Consider the following 15,968-nt stretch of genomic DNA (forward strand, 5'->3'; position numbering starts at 1 on the left):
CCGTCCATTCGACTCTGGCGCGTATGGTGCCCGTGGGCTCCGGTACGTCCTTCGCAGCACTCCGGCGTGTGTTCGCGGAGTGGTGTGGAGCACCTCCATGTCCGGCGCGCCCGTGAGCCGTTCGAGTGGCCGTCCGAGCACAGCCGCCGGTCGTGGAGTTGTGGAGCGGTCCCGACGGGCGGTAGAGCATGGCGGAAGTCGTTCCGTCGATGCTGGTGCGCCTCCGCTCCGAACTCCTTCCTACTGCCTTCATCTCTTCGTGACCAACCCCTGCCTCCGTTACATAGCCGTGATGCATGACAGGTGGTGTGAGCCACCGGCGGCGGGTGTCGGGATCGATCACGGGCCGGGCACCCCCGCCACCCGCGCCTTTTCCCGGCATCGACCGCGATATGCCCGGAGAATGACGCGCCGGAGTTCAAACCTGCCGATGACATATGTCACGCGGTAGCGGCGGCCCCGGGTTCCGGTCACGGACACCGGTCCGATCCCCAGTGGTGCGGGTTCTCACCGAGTCGACGCTCGAGCCGCCATGGTGTATTGATGTTGTTCCGAGTAAGGCTGTAGTGAGGTTCGGATTCGATGCGGGGGAAGGGTTCGGCGTCACAGCGGGAGGACTGTGCGTGTCAGGATGGACTTCGTCTCGATGGACGGTGGCGCTCGCCGGTATGGCGGCCGCGGTAGCGGTGGCGGGTTGTAGCTCCACCATCGAGGGCCGGGCGCTTCCGGCGACCGAAACCGGAACCGTGGACGCCGTGGATGTGACAACCACTCCTGATGCCGGTGACCGGACGACGACCACCTCGGCCGCGCCGACCACTACCGAAACCGACGAAGACGGAATAGCCGGTTTCGACGCCGAGATCGGCGATTGTGTACAGCTCGGCGGCACCACCACCGACGCCAGTATCGAAGAGGCGTCTTGCGGTACCGCCGCATCGAACTACCGGGTGATCGGTAAGGCCGCGCGTAGCAGCGACTGTGTCGGCGACGCCGACAACTACTACGCCGAAAGCCGCAACGGCATCGAGACGGGTGCTCTGTGCCTGGATATCGACTGGGTGATCGGCGGCTGTATGGACGTGGGCAGCGGTACCACCGGGCCGGAGCGTATCGACTGCACCGAAACCACCGCGGTGGACGGAGTGAAGGTGGTCGCGATCGAGGAGAACGCCGACGACGTCAACGCCTGCGGGGCCGGTAGCAGCGGGTACGTGTATCCGGAACGTCGCTTCGTGGTGTGCGTCGAGGAACTCTGAGAACCGGCGGATACGAAAAACGAGCGGGCCCACGGACCCGCTCGTTCTCGCTACCGGACACCGCCGGCGTCAGATCGGCCGGAAGCCCGAACCGATATCCGCCCGGCCGTCGATATCACCCATGATGGTGGACATATTCGTACCCACCTCGGGGCCGAAGCAGGCGATGGCGAGATAGGCGTTCACCATGCCGACCAGCGTGGAGCCGATAACGACCGGCGCGCCGGAATCGCCTTCCATCACACACATCTGCGACCAGGTCTCGACACTGCTGGCGAAGATATCGCCGTAGGCGATGCCGCAGGTGTTGCCCGTGGTGCGTCCTTCTTTGCAGACGATGTTCGGGAACTGCGCAGGCGCGCCCACTCCGGTGATGCTGACGTTGCCGACCCGGTTGACGGGGGTGACCCGGCCCGGATCGAACTGCAGTACCGCGTAATCGAGTTCTTCGTTCGAGTAGACGAACCGGCCGAGTGCGCCCGCCCCTGGATCCTGTTCGGAATAGACCTCGTGCCCAGGTGTCCCGCAGTGTCCCGCGGTGAGTCCGACCAAGCGGCCGGCTCCATCGTGCCCGATCGTGGTGAGCGTGCACTGGATCGCCATATCGGACATACGACCCGACTCCGAGGAGACGATCAGCCCTGATCCGCCGCCGAGTACGGGCCGGCCGGGGTCGGCGACCGCCGTCCCGGATCCGAGTAGTGCCGCACTCAGGGCGACGGCGAGGACGGCACCGGCCGCCTGGGCGAGTTTCCTGAACATATCCCTCCAGACCTCGAAGCCCGCACGATATCAATGTGTGGCACCTCATCGTGGCAGCAACGGCCGCGAGGCGCGCCCCGAACCGCCGTTACCGGTGGGTTGTGTTGTGCCACTTCGGAATTCGTGTTTTCGGTCGAGCATTCGGCCGGTGAGTGCCGTGTTCGGCGGAGACTGCGCGAAACTCCGGCCACGATACCCCGAGAAGAATAGCGCAATGCTATTAATCGGACCCGTTTCCGCTGCGCGCGTCGAGTAACAGTCAAATCTCCGTGTTGCCGCGAATCGGTAATTTTCAGGAAAATCATCCGTTATTTATGTGAACGGCCATTCTCGGGTCATCTACGTCGCTGGCACGCTTTATCCGCCGGTCAGCTGTAGCTTCTTCCAGAAATGCGGAACTCCCGTTGGGATACGTACCAACAAACGCCTGATAACTCGATGGTCACGCCCCGGAGTGATGAACGTCTGTGACAGCCCTCACTCGTCTATGGTGTGTTTCGCACTACTACGTAGTAAGGTTCCTCAAGCAAACCAGCCGTCGGGGTAGGTAACCGACGTCGAGAGGGGTTAGTCAGTGCAGTCGACCAAGAGTCCACCGACAGGTTCTCGGTTGAGCGGAGCGGTCGAGTGGACGCGAGACTACTGGCGGGACCACCCCAGGCGTTCATTGGAGACCCTCGGCCGGCAGATGACGATGGGCGTCGAGGCCGTTACCGAGCTCGTGGTCAGTATCTTCCGCGGCCGATTCCCGCTCGCGGAGTTCATCCGGCAGTGTGCCTTCATGGCCAACGTGGCCGCGGCACCCACCCTGCTGGTCGCCATTCCGATCGGCGTCATCGTATCCATCCAGGTCGGATCCGTTGCGCAGCAGGTCGGCGCCACCTCGTTCATCGGCGCGGCCAACGGTCTCGGCATCATTCAGCAGGGCGCGCCACTGGTCACCGTTCTGATGATCGCCGGCGCCGTCGGTTCCGCGATCTGCGCCGATCTCGGATCCCGGACCATTCGCGAGGAAATCGACGCCATGAAAGTCATGGGCGTCGATCCGCTGCGCCGGCTGGTCGCGCCCCGTCTCGGCGCGGCAATGGTCGTCAGCGTGCTGCTCTGCGGTTTCGTCGTCTTCGTCGGATTCCTGACCGGTTACATTTTCAATATTTTCGTCCAGGGCGGCACCCCGGGGTCGTATATCTCGACCTTCGCATCGTTCGCAATTTCGCTCGATCTGCTTGTCGCTCTGCTGAAATCGCTGTTGTTCGGTCTACTCGCGGCAATCATCGCCTGTGATACCGGATTGAATACCCGCGGTGGTCCGGGAGGCGTCGCCAACTCGGTGAATACCGCCGTTGTCATGTCCGCGGTGATGTTGTTCGGAGTGAATGTGATCTTCACCCAGGTGTACAACACCTTGTTCCCGCCTCAGGTGGTGTGAACCGGTGTCGGCAACCTATGTACCTCCGCTGCTGAAACCCTTTCAGCAGCTGCGTAAAGCGGCCGGTGCTCCGGTCGATATGCTGGCGCGGCTCGGACACCAGGTGTTCTTCTTCCTGCGGTCCGTCGGCTCCATGCCGCTGGCTTTCAAGCAGTACCCGAAGGAAGTATGGCGGCTGCTGTCCGACGTCACCTGGGGTAACGGGAACCTCATCGTCGGTGGTGGAACCATCGGCGTGGTACTCATCCTGAGTGCCTTCGGCGGTATCACGGTCGGTCTGCAGGGTTACACCTCACTCGACCTGCTCGGCTTGAGCCCGCTGACCGGCGCGATCTCCGCATTCGGCACCACCCGCGAATTGGGACCGCTGCTCGCCGCACTGGCTTTCGCCGCCCAAGCCGGCTGCCGATTCACCGCGCAACTCGGTGCGATGCGTATCTCCGAGGAGATCGACGCGCTCGAATCGATCGCGATCCGGCCGCTCCCCTACCTGGTGAGTACGCGGATGATCGCCGCGATGATCACCATTCTCCCGCTGTACTGCCTCGGTCTCGCGATGGCCTACATCTCGTGCAGGCTCACGGTGCAGGTGATCGGCGATACCGCCAGCGGAACCTATCAGCACTATTTCTATCAGTTCCTGATTCCGACCGACGTCCTGTATTCGCTGCTCAAAGCGATACTCTTCGTCGCGATCACCACGTTCATCCAGTGCTACTACGGCTTTTTCGCCTCCGGCGGCCCGGAGGGCGTAGGCGTGGCGGCCGGTCGCGCAATCAAGATGTGCATCATCGTGGTCGTTTTCGTCGACCTCTTCATGACCTTGGCCATCTGGGGTGTCGACCCCGGCATCAGGATCTCGGGGTAGCGCAATGATCATCGATCCCAGTGGGCGCGGGCCCACGATGAAGCAGTTGCTCATCGCAGGGGCGTGCGGCCTGGTCGTCTTCGTCGTGGTGCTCGGTTTCCTGATGGCCCGCTACCAGGGCTATTTCGTGGAAAAGGTGCGGGTGACGGCGAACCTGACCACCACCGGCGACGGCCTGCCGCAGAAAGCGGATGTGAAGTTCCGCGGCGTGCTGGTGGGGGCGGTCGAAACGGTGTCGGTGGCCGCACAAGGCGAACTGCAGCAGGTGAACATCGAGCTGAAGCCCGAATTCGTCGAGCAGATCCCGGCCAACGTCACCGCCCGGGTCGTGCCCAGCAACCTGTTCGCGGTCACGTCCGTGGAGTTGCTCTACAACGGTCCCACCGAAGCCCACCTCGAGGAGGGCTCGGAGATCCCGGAGGACAAGAGCCAGGGCACCATCGCCCTGCAGGACACATTGACCACGGTCCAGAACATTCTCGACCGGATCGATCCGATGCAGTTCGGCCGGGTCCTGGGCACTCTCTCCTACGCCCTCGACGGCAGTGGCCGGGCGCCCGGATCGACCATCGAACGGATCGACCACTGGCTGACCTCGGTGGACGAATCGATACCGGACCTCGGCGTCTTCCTCCAGGATTTCGCGGATTCGGCGCACGCGCTCAACGAGTCGGCGCCGGAACTGATGGACGTCCTCGCCTCGTCGGTGCAGACGGCGAGCACCATCGCCGACCGGCGCGAGCAGTTGGTCGACCTGATCAGTGGTGCAGGTAGCACGGTCGACGAGGTCAACGAGCTGTTCGCGCGGAACCCGAATACCGGTAAAGAGCTCACCGTCGGACTGAACCAGACCTTCGGTGCGCTGGCCGCCAACCCGGCCTCGATCACCAATGCGATCAGCAATCTGAATACTTCGGCGCGTAACCTGCGCACGACGTTCACCTGGGGTCCGCAGCAGCAGATGGTCTGGAACGCCGGGGTTTCGTTCACTCCGTTCAATCCGAACACCGTTGCGGACTGCCCCCGGTACGGCGACCTGGCCGGACCGAGCTGTTTCACCGCGCCGGCCGTGGCCGATCCCGGCTACCTGCCCGAGCAGATGAAACCGCGCCGGCTCGCCGCCGCCGACGGCCTGCCGGTACTGCCGCCGATCCCCGGCCTGCCGCCGATTCCCGGCGTCACCACCGAGGTCGGAGCCCCGGCCCCGGCCGCGCCGCCGGTGAACAACCCGTTCGCCGGTACGCCGCTGGAGGGTTTGTTCCCGGAGGGGCTGCCGCAGCTTCCCGGGCTGCCCGGTGCGCCGGCTCCCGCGCCGGCCGCCCAGCCCGGTGACCAGCCGCCGGCCCCGCCGGCCGAACCGGGTGCGGCCGCACCGGCGGCGGACAGCGGCAACGGCGACGCCCCGGCCGCCCGGCCGATCGCCGCCTATGAGGGCGATGCGGCGGTGGCGGCCCTGCTCGGCCGGAAGCCGACCTCGATGGAGTACCTGATGTTGAGTTCGATTCTCGAAGGCGGAACCTTGCGAGTAACCGAGGAGGCGTCCGCGTGAAGGGGGTCCGGAAACCGCTGATCGGCTTCGGCCTGTTCGCGCTGGTATCCGTGCTGGTCACTGTGCTGGTGTGGAATACCTTGTCCCGCACTGTGGACGGTGGGACGAAATCGTATTCCGCGGTCTTCACCGATGTGCTGGGTTTGCGCGAGGGCGACGATGTCCGGATGGCGGGTGTGCGCGTCGGCAAGGTCGAGAAGATCGAGCTGACCGGGGAGTCGAATGCGAAGGTCAGCTTCATCGTTCAGGACGATCAGACCTTGTTCGGCAACACCAAAGCGCTGGTGCGGTACCAGAACCTGATCGGCCAGCGCTATGTGGCGCTGGCCCCGGGTTCCGGCGGCGATGCGACCCAGTTGCCGGAGGACGCCACCATCCCCGTCGAGCGCACCGAGCCGTCCTTCGATATCTCGGCACTGCTCAACGGTTTCCAGCCGCTGTTCGAGGTGCTCGAACCCGAGCAGGTGAATCGGCTCTCGGAAACCTTCATCCTCGCCCTGCAAGGCGACCGGGTCTCGTTGAGTTCTTTCATCACTCAGGCCGCCACCATGGCCACCGATTTCCAGCGGCGCGATGCCATTCTCAGCGATGTGATCACCAACCTCAGCGGCGTGATGGCAGGTCTGGCCAAACGAGGGGGCGAATTGGAGACGCTGATAACCCAGACGCGGGCGCTGATCGGCGGCCTGTACGAGCAGGGCCAGTCGCTGCTCACCTCGACCGAGCAGATCGCCGGCGCCACCACCGCACTCGTGGGGATGGTGGGCAATATCCAGCCCAAGCTGGCGGCCGTCCAGAATTCGACACGTGACGCTTTGACCTTGTTCCTGGCCAACGGCGCCAAACTGGATCAGGCCGCTATCGACCTGCCCGCAATTCTCGCCGACGCGGGACGTTTCACCTCCGAAGGCGCCTACGCGAACGCGTATATCTGCCGGTTGGATGTCTCGCTGTACGGAGTCCTGTTCCCCCGCGGTCTGTTCTCGCAGATCGGCGGCAATTCGCAATCGGCGGTGTGCCGGCCATGATGACCAAATTCAAGACCTGGTTCAACAACAATCGCTACTTCGGGCTCGGCATCATCGGCGTCATCGTCGTCGCCGCGCTGGTCCTGGTGTCGAGCGGCTTCCGGAACCTCGGTATCGGCGAACAGTCGATCAAGGCCGAATTCGTCCAGTCCGCGGGTATATCCGTCGGCGACCGGGTCAATGTGGCCGGCGTGCCGATGGGCCGGGTGGCGGCCGCCGAACTCGAAGGCGACCACGTCCTGCTCACCCTGCAGGTATCCAACGATGTGGAACTCGGCCCCGACGCCCGGGCGGCCATCAAGATGGCCACCCTGCTCGGCGCCCGCTACGTCGATCTCGACCCCGGTGACGGTACGGGCCTGCCCGACAACCGTATCCCGAAGACCAACACCGCGGTCCCCTACGATCTCGCCGACGTGGTGGACAAGGGCACCCCGGAATTCCAGGAACTCGACCCCGGCAAACTCGCCGAATCGCTGAATCTGTTCAACGAGCAGTTGCAGGGCTCCCCGGAACTGGTCGCCCAGTCGCTCGACAGCATCGGCGCCCTGGCCAAGGTGATCGACAGCCGCAAGGACGATGTCGAGCAGCTGCTCAAGGACCTGGACCGGGTGACCACCATCCTGGCAGAGAACCGCAACAGTGCTCTGCTGATCATCACCCAGGGCGAGGCCATCGCCTCGCGAGTGGTGGAACGCCAGCAGCTGCTGCGGACCCTGCTCGACAATGTCGCGACCTTGACCGCGCAGCTACAGGCGATCGGCGCGCAGAACAACAATCAGTTCAGCACCACACTCGATCAGCTGAACACCATGGCCGCGGGCCTGCAGAAGAACAAGGACAACCTCGATCGGTTGCTGTCGATCATGCCGCCGTCGGTTCGCTACCTGGCCAACGCCTGGGGTAACGGCAACTACGCCGAGGTCGGTATCCCGTGGCTGTTCCCGGACAACTGGTTGTGCTTCGCCCAAGTCGTCGAGGGGTGCCAGGGATGAATCCGTTGAACATCGACCGCGTGAAGAACACCGCGAAGGCACTGGTCATCGGTGCGTCCGCGTTGGCGCTGGGCAGCTGTTCGATGGTGAACAGCGTGGTCGGCGGAGATATGAAGATCACCGCCGATTTCGAGAACATCGCCGGCATGTACGAGGGCAACCCGATCACGGTGCTCGGGCTCGAGGTCGGCAAGGTCGACAAGATCATTCCGCACGGTGATCTGGTGGAAGTCCATATGAGCATCGACGGCGATGTGGAGATCCCGAAATCCGCCATGGCCGTGGTGGTCTCCCCGTCGATCGTCACCAACCGCCATATCGAGTTCACCCCCCGCTATACCGAGGGCGAAACGCTCGAAGACGGTGATCACCTGCCGCTGGAGAAGACCGATGTGCCGGTGGAGCTGGACACGATGCTCAAAACCATCGACCAGTTCGCCGAGGCGCTGAAACCGCAGGAGGGTCAGGAGGGGGTCGGTCCGCTGTCGGGCCGGGTGCTCTACCCGATGCTCAACGGGCAGGGCGAGAAGATGCGCGACACCCTCAACGCGCTGTCCAGCGCCCTGAAGCTCGGCGTCGACAACAAGGGCGCCATCGCCAACATCATCACCAGGCTCAACGAGCTGACCACGATGCTGGCCGAGAACGACCAGGCCGTCCGCGATTTCAGCAACCAGGCCACCCAGATGACGACCATGCTGGCCGAGCAGGCGCCCGGCCTGCAGGCCACGCTGCAGCAGCTCTACGACTTCCTGAACAACACCAGTTCGGTATTCGGACAGCATCAGGATCAGCTGGTGGACACGCTGACCCGGATGAATACGGTGATCGACCAGTTGCGGCAGAACGCGCACGGCGTCACCGAGGTAGTGGACGTCGCCCCGATGCTGCTGCAGAACATCCACCGCTCGATGAACTACGAGCAGGGCTACGTCCGGTTGCACGCGCTGATCGGCACCAACCTCGCCGGCGGTGAACTCGTGAGCCTGTTCTGCGAACGGATTCAGATGCGATCCGACGGCTGCCGGACCGGCCGGCCCGAAGATTTCGGACCGGACTTCGGACTCACCGCCGCACTGCTGGGACTGACGAAATGATGCGAACAATCCGACGTGCCCGCCGCACCGTAACCGCCCTGGTAGCGGCGGGTACGGTGGCGCTGGCCTCCGGTTGCGGGCTGACGGTGGAGGATATTCCGCTGCCGAAACCGGGCGCCAGCGGTGAAACCATCAGCCTGCGCGCGATTTTCGACAATGCGCTGAACCTGCCCGATCAGGCCAAGGTGAAGGTCGGCGGGTCCGATGTCGGTGTGGTCACCAACATCGATACAAAGAATTTCCAGGCCATCGTGGACATGGAGATTCGCAAGGACATCGAACTCCCGGTCGGGACCACCGCCGAACTGCGCCAGGCGACCCCACTCGGCGATGTCTTCATCGCCGTATCCAAACCGCAGACCGAACCCGGGACGGCCCTGCTCGAGGACGGCGCCACCTTGCCGATCGAGCAGACCTCCGCCGGCGCCACGGTGGAGGAACTGCTGCTGTCGGTATCGCTGATGTTCAACGGCGGCGGAATCGCCCACCTCACCCGGTTGGGCACCGAACTCGATTCCATCGTCGGCGGGCGCAGCGATCAGGTGGTGCATCTGGTCAACGAGATCACCGGCGTGGTCTCCAGTATCAATGCCAACTCCGCGCGGATCGACAGTGTGCTCGGCGAATTCAGTGTGCTGGCCGGCACGCTCGAAAGCCGGCGAACCGAACTGGGCCAGGTCGCCGATACGCTGCCGGATATGATCGGCGCGGTCGCCGAGAACAATCGGGCGCTGGGTGATCTGCTGAGCAAGATCTCCACCACGAGCGCCGCACTCGGGGACTACGCGAATACCACCGGTGGCGATCTGGCCGGCACTCTCGACAATCTGAACAACCTGATGGCGGCACTCGCGGCCACCGGGGACAAGTTCGGTGCGCTGCTGGACATCCTGCACGAACTGCGCGGCCCCGTCGATGCCACCTTCCGCGGCAGCAGCCTCGCCGCCCAGGTGAATGTGACCAATCTCGATATCGCGATGCTCACCGCACCCGGTACCAGCCACTTCTACGACGTGCGCGACCTACAGGATTTCGCGGGCAGTCTGATCCAGATCCTGCAGGTCGTCCAGCAGCGCGTGGGAGGCCAGTGATGTTGAAGAACAAGATTCTGTGGTCGAACCTCGGTATCGTCCTGGCACTGCTGGTCGGCGGAACCTATCTGATGGTCAACGTCATGCGGGTGAACCCGCTGCGCAGCACCTACACCGTCACCGTGAACCTGGACCGCTCCGGCGGCCTGCAAGAAGGTAACGATGTCACGTTGCGGGGTTACCGCATCGGCGAGGTGAGCAGCCTCGAACTCGTCGACAACGGCGCCGGAGTCCAGGCCGAGGCCGAGATCGAATCCAAATGGGATATCCCGGTCGATACCCAGGTCGCCGTGCAGGCTCTGTCCGGTGCCGGCGAGCAGTACATCGATTTCCGGCCCGCCGGGAACCAGGGGCCGTTCCTGACCGACGGTTCGGAGATCACCTTCGATCCCGAGCGGGTCAGCACCCCGGTCCCGATCTCCGCGGTTTTGGAGAATTCCAGCGATCTGATCGCGCAGGTGAATCCGGAGCATTTCGCGGTGATCCTGAACGAACTCGATATCGCGCTCAGCGGTGGGCCCGATCAGCTGCGTTCGCTGATCGAAGGCGTCAGCCTGGTCTCGGCCGGCCTGGAGAATCTGCTGCCGCAGACCACGAACCTGATCGCGAATCTGCGCACCATCGCCGCGACCACCGCCCAGGCCCAGCCGGACCTGGGCACGCTGACCGCGAATTCGCAGGTGCTGTTCGACCAGTTCAACAAGGCGAATGCCGAACTGGTGAAGGTGCTGGATCAGGCGCCCGGACAGTTCGCGAGCGTTACCGCCACGCTGGACGCCACCAACGATCCGATCACCGCGCTGGTGAACAATTTCGTCGCCGTCACCCGTGCGGCGCAATTGCGGCAGCCGGCGCTGGCGGCGCTGTTCCCCGCGCTCGAACTCGGCGGCGCGGCGCTGGGTGTACCCGCCCACGACAACGAGTTCCACGCCATGCTCGATATCTGGTTCCGGCCCTACTGCCAGTACCAGTCCACTCCGGTGAAAACCCAGATCGTCCAGGACGGCACCCTGCCGAAGTGGAACTACTGCGACAACCCGCCGCCCGGCCAGCAGATCCGCGGCGCGGTCAACGCTCCACGCCCGAACGTGCCGAACAACGGCGCGCATATCCCACCGGGTGTGGACCCGAACGAACGTACGCTGCCGCCGGTGCGGTAGCAGGAGACCGGTCGTCCGGTGCCGGGTGCGACGGTGCATACTCTCGCAGAGATGCCCGCCACACCCGGCGGTCGTTTTCCGGCCGGAAGATTACGGCGCGTCCGCCGATGCGCCGGGAAGGTGTGAACAGTACTGATGTCCTCGAAAAATCCCAGCTCCGACCCCGTGGAGCCGGAAGGCACCGGTGTGCCCGCGGACGACGCGGCTGAGCACACCACCGCCGGAAGTTCGTCGGCCGACAGCGCCGCGGGGACCGCGGAGCCGACCGGTGCGGGCGAATCCGCGGACAAGGCGTCCGGGGCGTCCGCCGAGTCGGATACCACGGCGAAAGTCGAAAAATCCGATTCCGATGCGACGGCGAAGGCCGGGCTATCCGCCGCGTCCGACGCCGCGGGGAAGTCCGGCGACCTCGACGCTACGGCGAAGTCCGAAGCACCCGCCGACCCCGATGCCACGGTGAAGGTCGAGAAACCGACCGATCCCGACGCTACGGTGAAGGTCGACAAAACCGCCGACGCGGATGCCACGGTGAAGGTCGAGAGACCGACCGATCCCGATGCCACGGTGAAGGTCGACAAAACCGCCGACGCGGATGCCACGGCGAAGAACGACCGTCCCGACTCGGCGGGCAGCGGAGAGAAAGAACCGGCCGACCCCGACGAGACGGTGGTGCTGGGCAAGGAGTCGCCCGCCGGGGAAGCAACGGTCGCGCTCGGAAAATCCGGGTCCGGAAAGCCGGCCGGGCCGGGGAGCGACGACACGGAAAAACTGGAGCGATCCGGTGCCTCGGGAACCGGTGCCGCGGCGAAGAAATCCTGCGGTCGCCGTTCGCGGTTCCCGCTGCCCGTCCTGGCTGCGGCGGCCGTATTGCTGATCGCGGCGGTGGTCGCGGTCGGTGTGTTCTTCTATCTCGCCAACGATCGCCAGGGCGAACTGGACCGGCGTGCCGCGGCCACCAAGGCTGCCTGCGATTTCGGGAACAGTTTCGCCACCTATACCGGCGACAAGGCCGATGACTACGTATCACGGCTGGATCAGAACGCGACCGGCGAATGGAAGAAACTGGTTTCGCAGATCGGCCCCGATCTGAAGGCGCGTTTCGCCGAGACCCAGGTCAACTCCACCGCCGCCGAGGTGCAATGCGGGTACGAGTCCGGTGATGGTGACAAGGCGCGCGTGGTGCTGGTGATCGACCAGCAGTTCACCACGGCCGGCGGTCCGCAGCAGCAGGCGCCGGGCCGGGTCAAGGTAGCGGCCAATGTCGATATGGAGAAGGTCGACGGTCGCTGGATGGTGGCGAATTTCGATACGCCGATGATGCAGCAGTAGCTCCCGGCCGCGTGACGAACCAGAAGTTAGGACTCGAAGCTATGGCGAAGAACGAGACCGCGGCAGCGCAGGATATCGACGGTAAATCCGGGCTGCTCCCGGTGGTGATCGCATTCGTCACCGGCGTGGTGTTGGTGGCGCTGATCGCCGCCGGTGTGGTGTATTTCCGTGCTTATCAGCAGAACAACGGCGAACTGGCCGCGCAGGACGAATCCACGCGCGCAGCATGCGATTTCGCCCGCTCCACCAACACCTACGATTTCGAGGGCGATCTCGACGGTTTCCTGCAGGCTATGAAGGACGGCGCCACCGACGATGTGGTGGGTTCGTTGGAGCAGAACTGGGATGTGCTGCGCCAGTTGCTCACCGAATCCAAGGTGAAATCCTGGGTGGACGAGGCGACCTGCGGTTTCCAGTCCGGCGACGAGGAGAACGCCAAGGTCCTGGTCAATATCGGCCTGATGAAGACCAACGCCGTGACACCCGAACCGAAGCGGCAGGATATTGCGGTCGTCGCGGGCCTGGAGAAGGACGGCGACCGCTGGATCGTCAACCAGTGGGATCTGGCCATGCTGGCGGGCGCGGGCGGCGCTCCGGCCCAGCCGGCCGACCCGGGCGCTCCGGCACCGGCGGCACCGGAAGGACAGCCGGCTCCGGGTAACTGATCCGGGCGCCCCGGCAGTGGGTCGAGCCACCACCGGGGCTGCTGGTCAGAACGATTTTTAGGCCTTGCTGGTGGTCGAGGCCCGCGATTGGTGCCGGAGCAGTTAGCCCGGTTCCGCGAAGGTTTGCCGGTGACGGTGCCGGCGTGGTGGTTGGATGGTCACAGCGCGCACGGAGCCGGGTTCGTCGGGGTGGTGACGGCCGACCGGAAGCGCCGAACGCCGGTGTACACGGTGACGCCCAAGCGATACCGTGACCGCGGCGACGGACCGCTGGCGGACGTAGTAGCACCCGATATGCCCTGGTCCAAGGACTGATTCGGTTACCGTCACCCTGTGCCCAAGAACCGTTGGCTGACCGACAACGAAATCGACCGGTCGAAGTCGCTCACCCGAAACAATCCCCAGCGCACACGCTGCCACCACTACGTTCCCCAGATGTATCTACGGCGTTGGGCCGGGGATGATGGTGTCCGGTTCGTCGAGGTCGCGACCGGTGAGAGCGATATCAAGGACCCGGAAGAGATCGCGAACGACGAGTTTTTCTACCAGATCGAAGCGCCGGATATCGACCCGGATGAGATTCCAGACCTGTGGTTCGAAACCCATATGAGCCGGATTGAGGATGGCGCCGCGCGGTGGCTACGGGCTCTCGACGGAGCCCCCGACGGGCGGCTGAAGAACACGAATCTGTGCGAGAATCTCGCGGTTTTTGTGGCTCTACAGAGCCAACGTACGCCCCGAGCGCGTGCTGCCGAGCTCGACATTGAGGCCGGGATAGCGCGTTTCGGTGCCAGGAATGTCATCGACGACCGTCGTATTCTCCCAATCCTCTGCTGGGTGCAAAACATTCCGTACCACCCTTTGCTTCACAACCAGATCGTGAATCGGTTTCTTCGTCAGCCGCTAATCAGCGCGAGTGCCAAGCCGAAGGCGATCGAGAGCGCCATTGGGGTATGGCGGAACACCATCGCACCCCACCTGGAGGGCCGTTCGTGGTGGCTGGTTAGCACTCCGGAGCCGATTATGACCAGTGATGAGCCAGTGGTTCTCATCGGTCCGGGACAACCGCGGGAAAACCGCCCGCGGCTCTTCAACTCGCCACTTGTGCTGTTCCCTTTCAGTCCGCACAGGCTCCTGGTGCTGGCGTACCCCGATAACCGGCTGTTCCCGCCTTTCACGCTCGACACGGATGAGACGCGCGCGGTCAATCTGGAAATCATGGCAAGCTGCCACGAGTATGTCTATGAGCACCCGGACAGCGACATCGCCGCGCACATTTCGGTGCCGGAGCTCCCCTCATTCGATCCGGCAGCCGCGGCTACATTCTGGGAATCAATGATGGTCCCGACCCGCTGGCACGGAGTTGCAGACCCTCCGGATTGGCCATTGCAGCGCTGGATGGCTGCCGAATAATGCCATTCTGTCGTCATAGTGACGTGCCGAGCCAGGAGGCGAATCCGACCAAACCTTCGCTCTGCCGCCGCTGTGCCGCCGCGATCCCGTGAACCGTCTCCCGTACCGAAGGATGCAGTCGGGTTTGCTGCGGTGCCGCCAACCGCGCCTTGTTCAACGCGACCAGTGCCTTATCCGGCTTTCCGGACATCAGCCAGGCTCGCGCGTTGTCCTGCCAGTGATGCGCGATCCGGGTCGGCGGTGCATCCGCCGGGTAGGTGAGTTTCGCGCCGTCGACCGCGGCCCGGTTCGGGTCGCCGGCTTCCATCTCGATTGCATGCTGATGGATGTCGACGTTCAGCGGACCGAACGCCGTCATGTAATCGTCTGTCTCACCGGTCCTGCCGGCCATCTCCCGAGCGGCCTCGATGTGGTCGGCAGCTCCGGAGTAGTTCAGTTTCCGGGCCTCATTCACGGCACCAGCGAGATGGGAATATCCGCCGAGGATCAACCCGCGGCGCGATTCATCGGCCAACGATATCGCTGACTCGATGAGCTGGCCAGCCACCTCGGATTCCCCGTAGTGCGTGAGCACTCGGGCGCGAGCGAGGATGGAGAACGCGGCCCAGTTCGTATCATCGGCCATGGGCGCGTAGGTGTCGGCCAGGTCCAGCGCGGGCAGCGTCAGTAGTAGATGGCCGGTCCGGCGGGCCGACCATTCCGCAAGCACGTAGGCCGCACTCAACAGCGTGTAGGCGTGCGCCTTGTTGTCCCCGGACAGTTCCCGTGTGGCGCCGTGCAATCGGCGGATGATTCCCGGCAATACCTCGATGGTCTGGCGTGTCCGATCGCGGCGGTACAGCTGCTGCGCGGCGTAAAGGTCGGCCTTGAGCTGTGCCAGCGTCCCCGGCTCCTCGGGGCGGGCGTAGCGGCCCTCGGTCAACAGCACAGAGAGTTCGTTCACGGCATCCGACAGCGGGCGGCCGTCGTCGTACGGCGCGCCGGTCAGCTGCTCCGGAGTAATTCGCAGGACCCGCGCAACTGCGGAGATGAAGCCGGGGGAGGCCGGCTCTCGTCCTTGCTCCACGGCCTTGACCATGGACAGGCTGTAGGACGCCCGCGCGGCGAGTGCCCGCTGGCTGAGTCCGGCCAGTTTGCGTTCCGATGCGACCCGTTGGCCCACGTTCTCGCCCATGCCCCGAGGGTAGATCGATACGGTGCCGCTGTCCCCCTCATCCGGCGTTGCTGTCCCCTCGCTGACCCTCCGCGCCCTTGCCGAACGCGAATCTGTCTGGCATGCCTCGCCGCCGGGTTGACTCCCCGACTGCCCCGGCGGCGAGTGCA

Annotated in this window: 15 protein-coding genes; 13 read left to right on the forward strand and 2 right to left on the reverse strand. The window is 64.4% G+C overall.

Features of this window, described 5'->3' with window-relative positions; genetic code table 11:
- Positions 1 to 623 precede the first annotated feature (623 nt).
- On the forward strand, positions 624 to 1,259 hold the full coding sequence (gene lppU, locus IU448_RS14105) for an LppU family putative lipoprotein (protein WP_280458907.1): 636 nt from the start codon (positions 624 to 626) through the stop codon (positions 1,257 to 1,259).
- A gap of 69 nt (positions 1,260 to 1,328) precedes the next feature.
- Here lppU and IU448_RS14110 read toward each other — a convergent pair whose 3' ends face one another.
- A complete protein-coding gene (locus tag IU448_RS14110; RefSeq protein WP_195055953.1) occupies positions 1,329 to 2,021 on the reverse strand; it encodes a serine protease in 693 nt (230 codons plus the stop codon).
- Positions 2,022 to 2,631: 610 nt separating this feature from the next.
- On the opposite strand from IU448_RS14110, the gene IU448_RS14115 reads away from it, so the two are divergent.
- The 12 genes from IU448_RS14115 to IU448_RS14170 all read left to right on the forward strand — a co-directional run bounded on the left by IU448_RS14115 (position 2,632) and on the right by IU448_RS14170 (position 14,645).
- The gene (locus IU448_RS14115; RefSeq protein WP_195055954.1) at positions 2,632 to 3,450 is read left to right on the forward strand and encodes an MlaE family ABC transporter permease; all 819 of its coding nucleotides are present in this window, start codon (positions 2,632 to 2,634) and stop codon (positions 3,448 to 3,450) included.
- A gap of 4 nt (positions 3,451 to 3,454) precedes the next feature.
- Positions 3,455 to 4,318 carry an ABC transporter permease gene (locus tag IU448_RS14120; protein ID WP_195055955.1) on the forward strand — a complete coding sequence of 288 codons (864 nt, stop codon included), beginning with the start codon at positions 3,455 to 3,457 and terminating at the stop codon, positions 4,316 to 4,318.
- 4 nt (positions 4,319 to 4,322) lie between these two features.
- Positions 4,323 to 5,867 carry an MlaD family protein gene (locus IU448_RS14125; protein ID WP_195055956.1) on the forward strand — a complete coding sequence of 515 codons (1,545 nt, stop codon included), beginning with the start codon at positions 4,323 to 4,325 and terminating at the stop codon, positions 5,865 to 5,867.
- Positions 5,864 to 6,895: an MCE family protein gene (locus tag IU448_RS14130; protein ID WP_195055957.1), complete on the forward strand. Its 1,032-nt coding sequence runs from the start codon at positions 5,864 to 5,866 to the stop codon at positions 6,893 to 6,895. Before IU448_RS14125 ends, IU448_RS14130 begins: the two co-directional genes overlap by 4 nt.
- On the forward strand, positions 6,892 to 7,890 hold the full coding sequence (locus tag IU448_RS14135) for an MCE family protein (protein WP_228812694.1): 999 nt from the start codon (positions 6,892 to 6,894) through the stop codon (positions 7,888 to 7,890). The genes IU448_RS14130 and IU448_RS14135 overlap by 4 nt, the downstream gene beginning before the upstream one ends.
- Positions 7,887 to 8,987: an MCE family protein gene (locus IU448_RS14140; protein WP_195055958.1), complete on the forward strand. Its 1,101-nt coding sequence runs from the start codon at positions 7,887 to 7,889 to the stop codon at positions 8,985 to 8,987. Before IU448_RS14135 ends, IU448_RS14140 begins: the two co-directional genes overlap by 4 nt.
- A complete protein-coding gene (locus tag IU448_RS14145; protein WP_195055959.1) occupies positions 8,984 to 10,078 on the forward strand; it encodes an MCE family protein in 1,095 nt (364 codons plus the stop codon). Before IU448_RS14140 ends, IU448_RS14145 begins: the two co-directional genes overlap by 4 nt.
- Positions 10,078 to 11,238, forward strand: coding sequence for an MlaD family protein (locus IU448_RS14150; RefSeq protein WP_195055960.1), 1,161 nt, complete (start codon positions 10,078 to 10,080; stop codon positions 11,236 to 11,238). Before IU448_RS14145 ends, IU448_RS14150 begins: the two co-directional genes overlap by 1 nt.
- A 135-nt stretch (positions 11,239 to 11,373) precedes the next feature.
- Complete coding sequence (locus tag IU448_RS14155; protein ID WP_195055961.1) at positions 11,374 to 12,567, forward strand: hypothetical protein; 1,194 nt, start codon at positions 11,374 to 11,376, stop codon at positions 12,565 to 12,567.
- Between the two features lie 41 nt (positions 12,568 to 12,608).
- On the forward strand, positions 12,609 to 13,232 hold the full coding sequence (locus tag IU448_RS14160) for a hypothetical protein (RefSeq protein ID WP_195055962.1): 624 nt from the start codon (positions 12,609 to 12,611) through the stop codon (positions 13,230 to 13,232).
- A gap of 129 nt (positions 13,233 to 13,361) precedes the next feature.
- Positions 13,362 to 13,547, forward strand: a complete 186-nt coding sequence (locus tag IU448_RS14165; protein WP_195055963.1) for a hypothetical protein — start codon at positions 13,362 to 13,364, stop codon at positions 13,545 to 13,547.
- Positions 13,548 to 13,565: 18 nt separating this feature from the next.
- Positions 13,566 to 14,645: a DUF4238 domain-containing protein gene (locus IU448_RS14170; protein ID WP_195055964.1), complete on the forward strand. Its 1,080-nt coding sequence runs from the start codon at positions 13,566 to 13,568 to the stop codon at positions 14,643 to 14,645.
- A gap of 13 nt (positions 14,646 to 14,658) precedes the next feature.
- Here the strand turns inward: IU448_RS14170 and IU448_RS14175 are convergent, their stop codons facing one another.
- Positions 14,659 to 15,819, reverse strand: a complete 1,161-nt coding sequence (locus IU448_RS14175) for a helix-turn-helix domain-containing protein (protein WP_195055965.1) — start codon at positions 15,817 to 15,819, stop codon at positions 14,659 to 14,661.
- Positions 15,820 to 15,968 lie beyond the last annotated feature (149 nt).

The organism is Nocardia flavorosea (assembly GCF_015477805.1).
GTDB lineage: Bacteria > Actinomycetota > Actinomycetes > Mycobacteriales > Mycobacteriaceae > Nocardia > Nocardia flavorosea_A.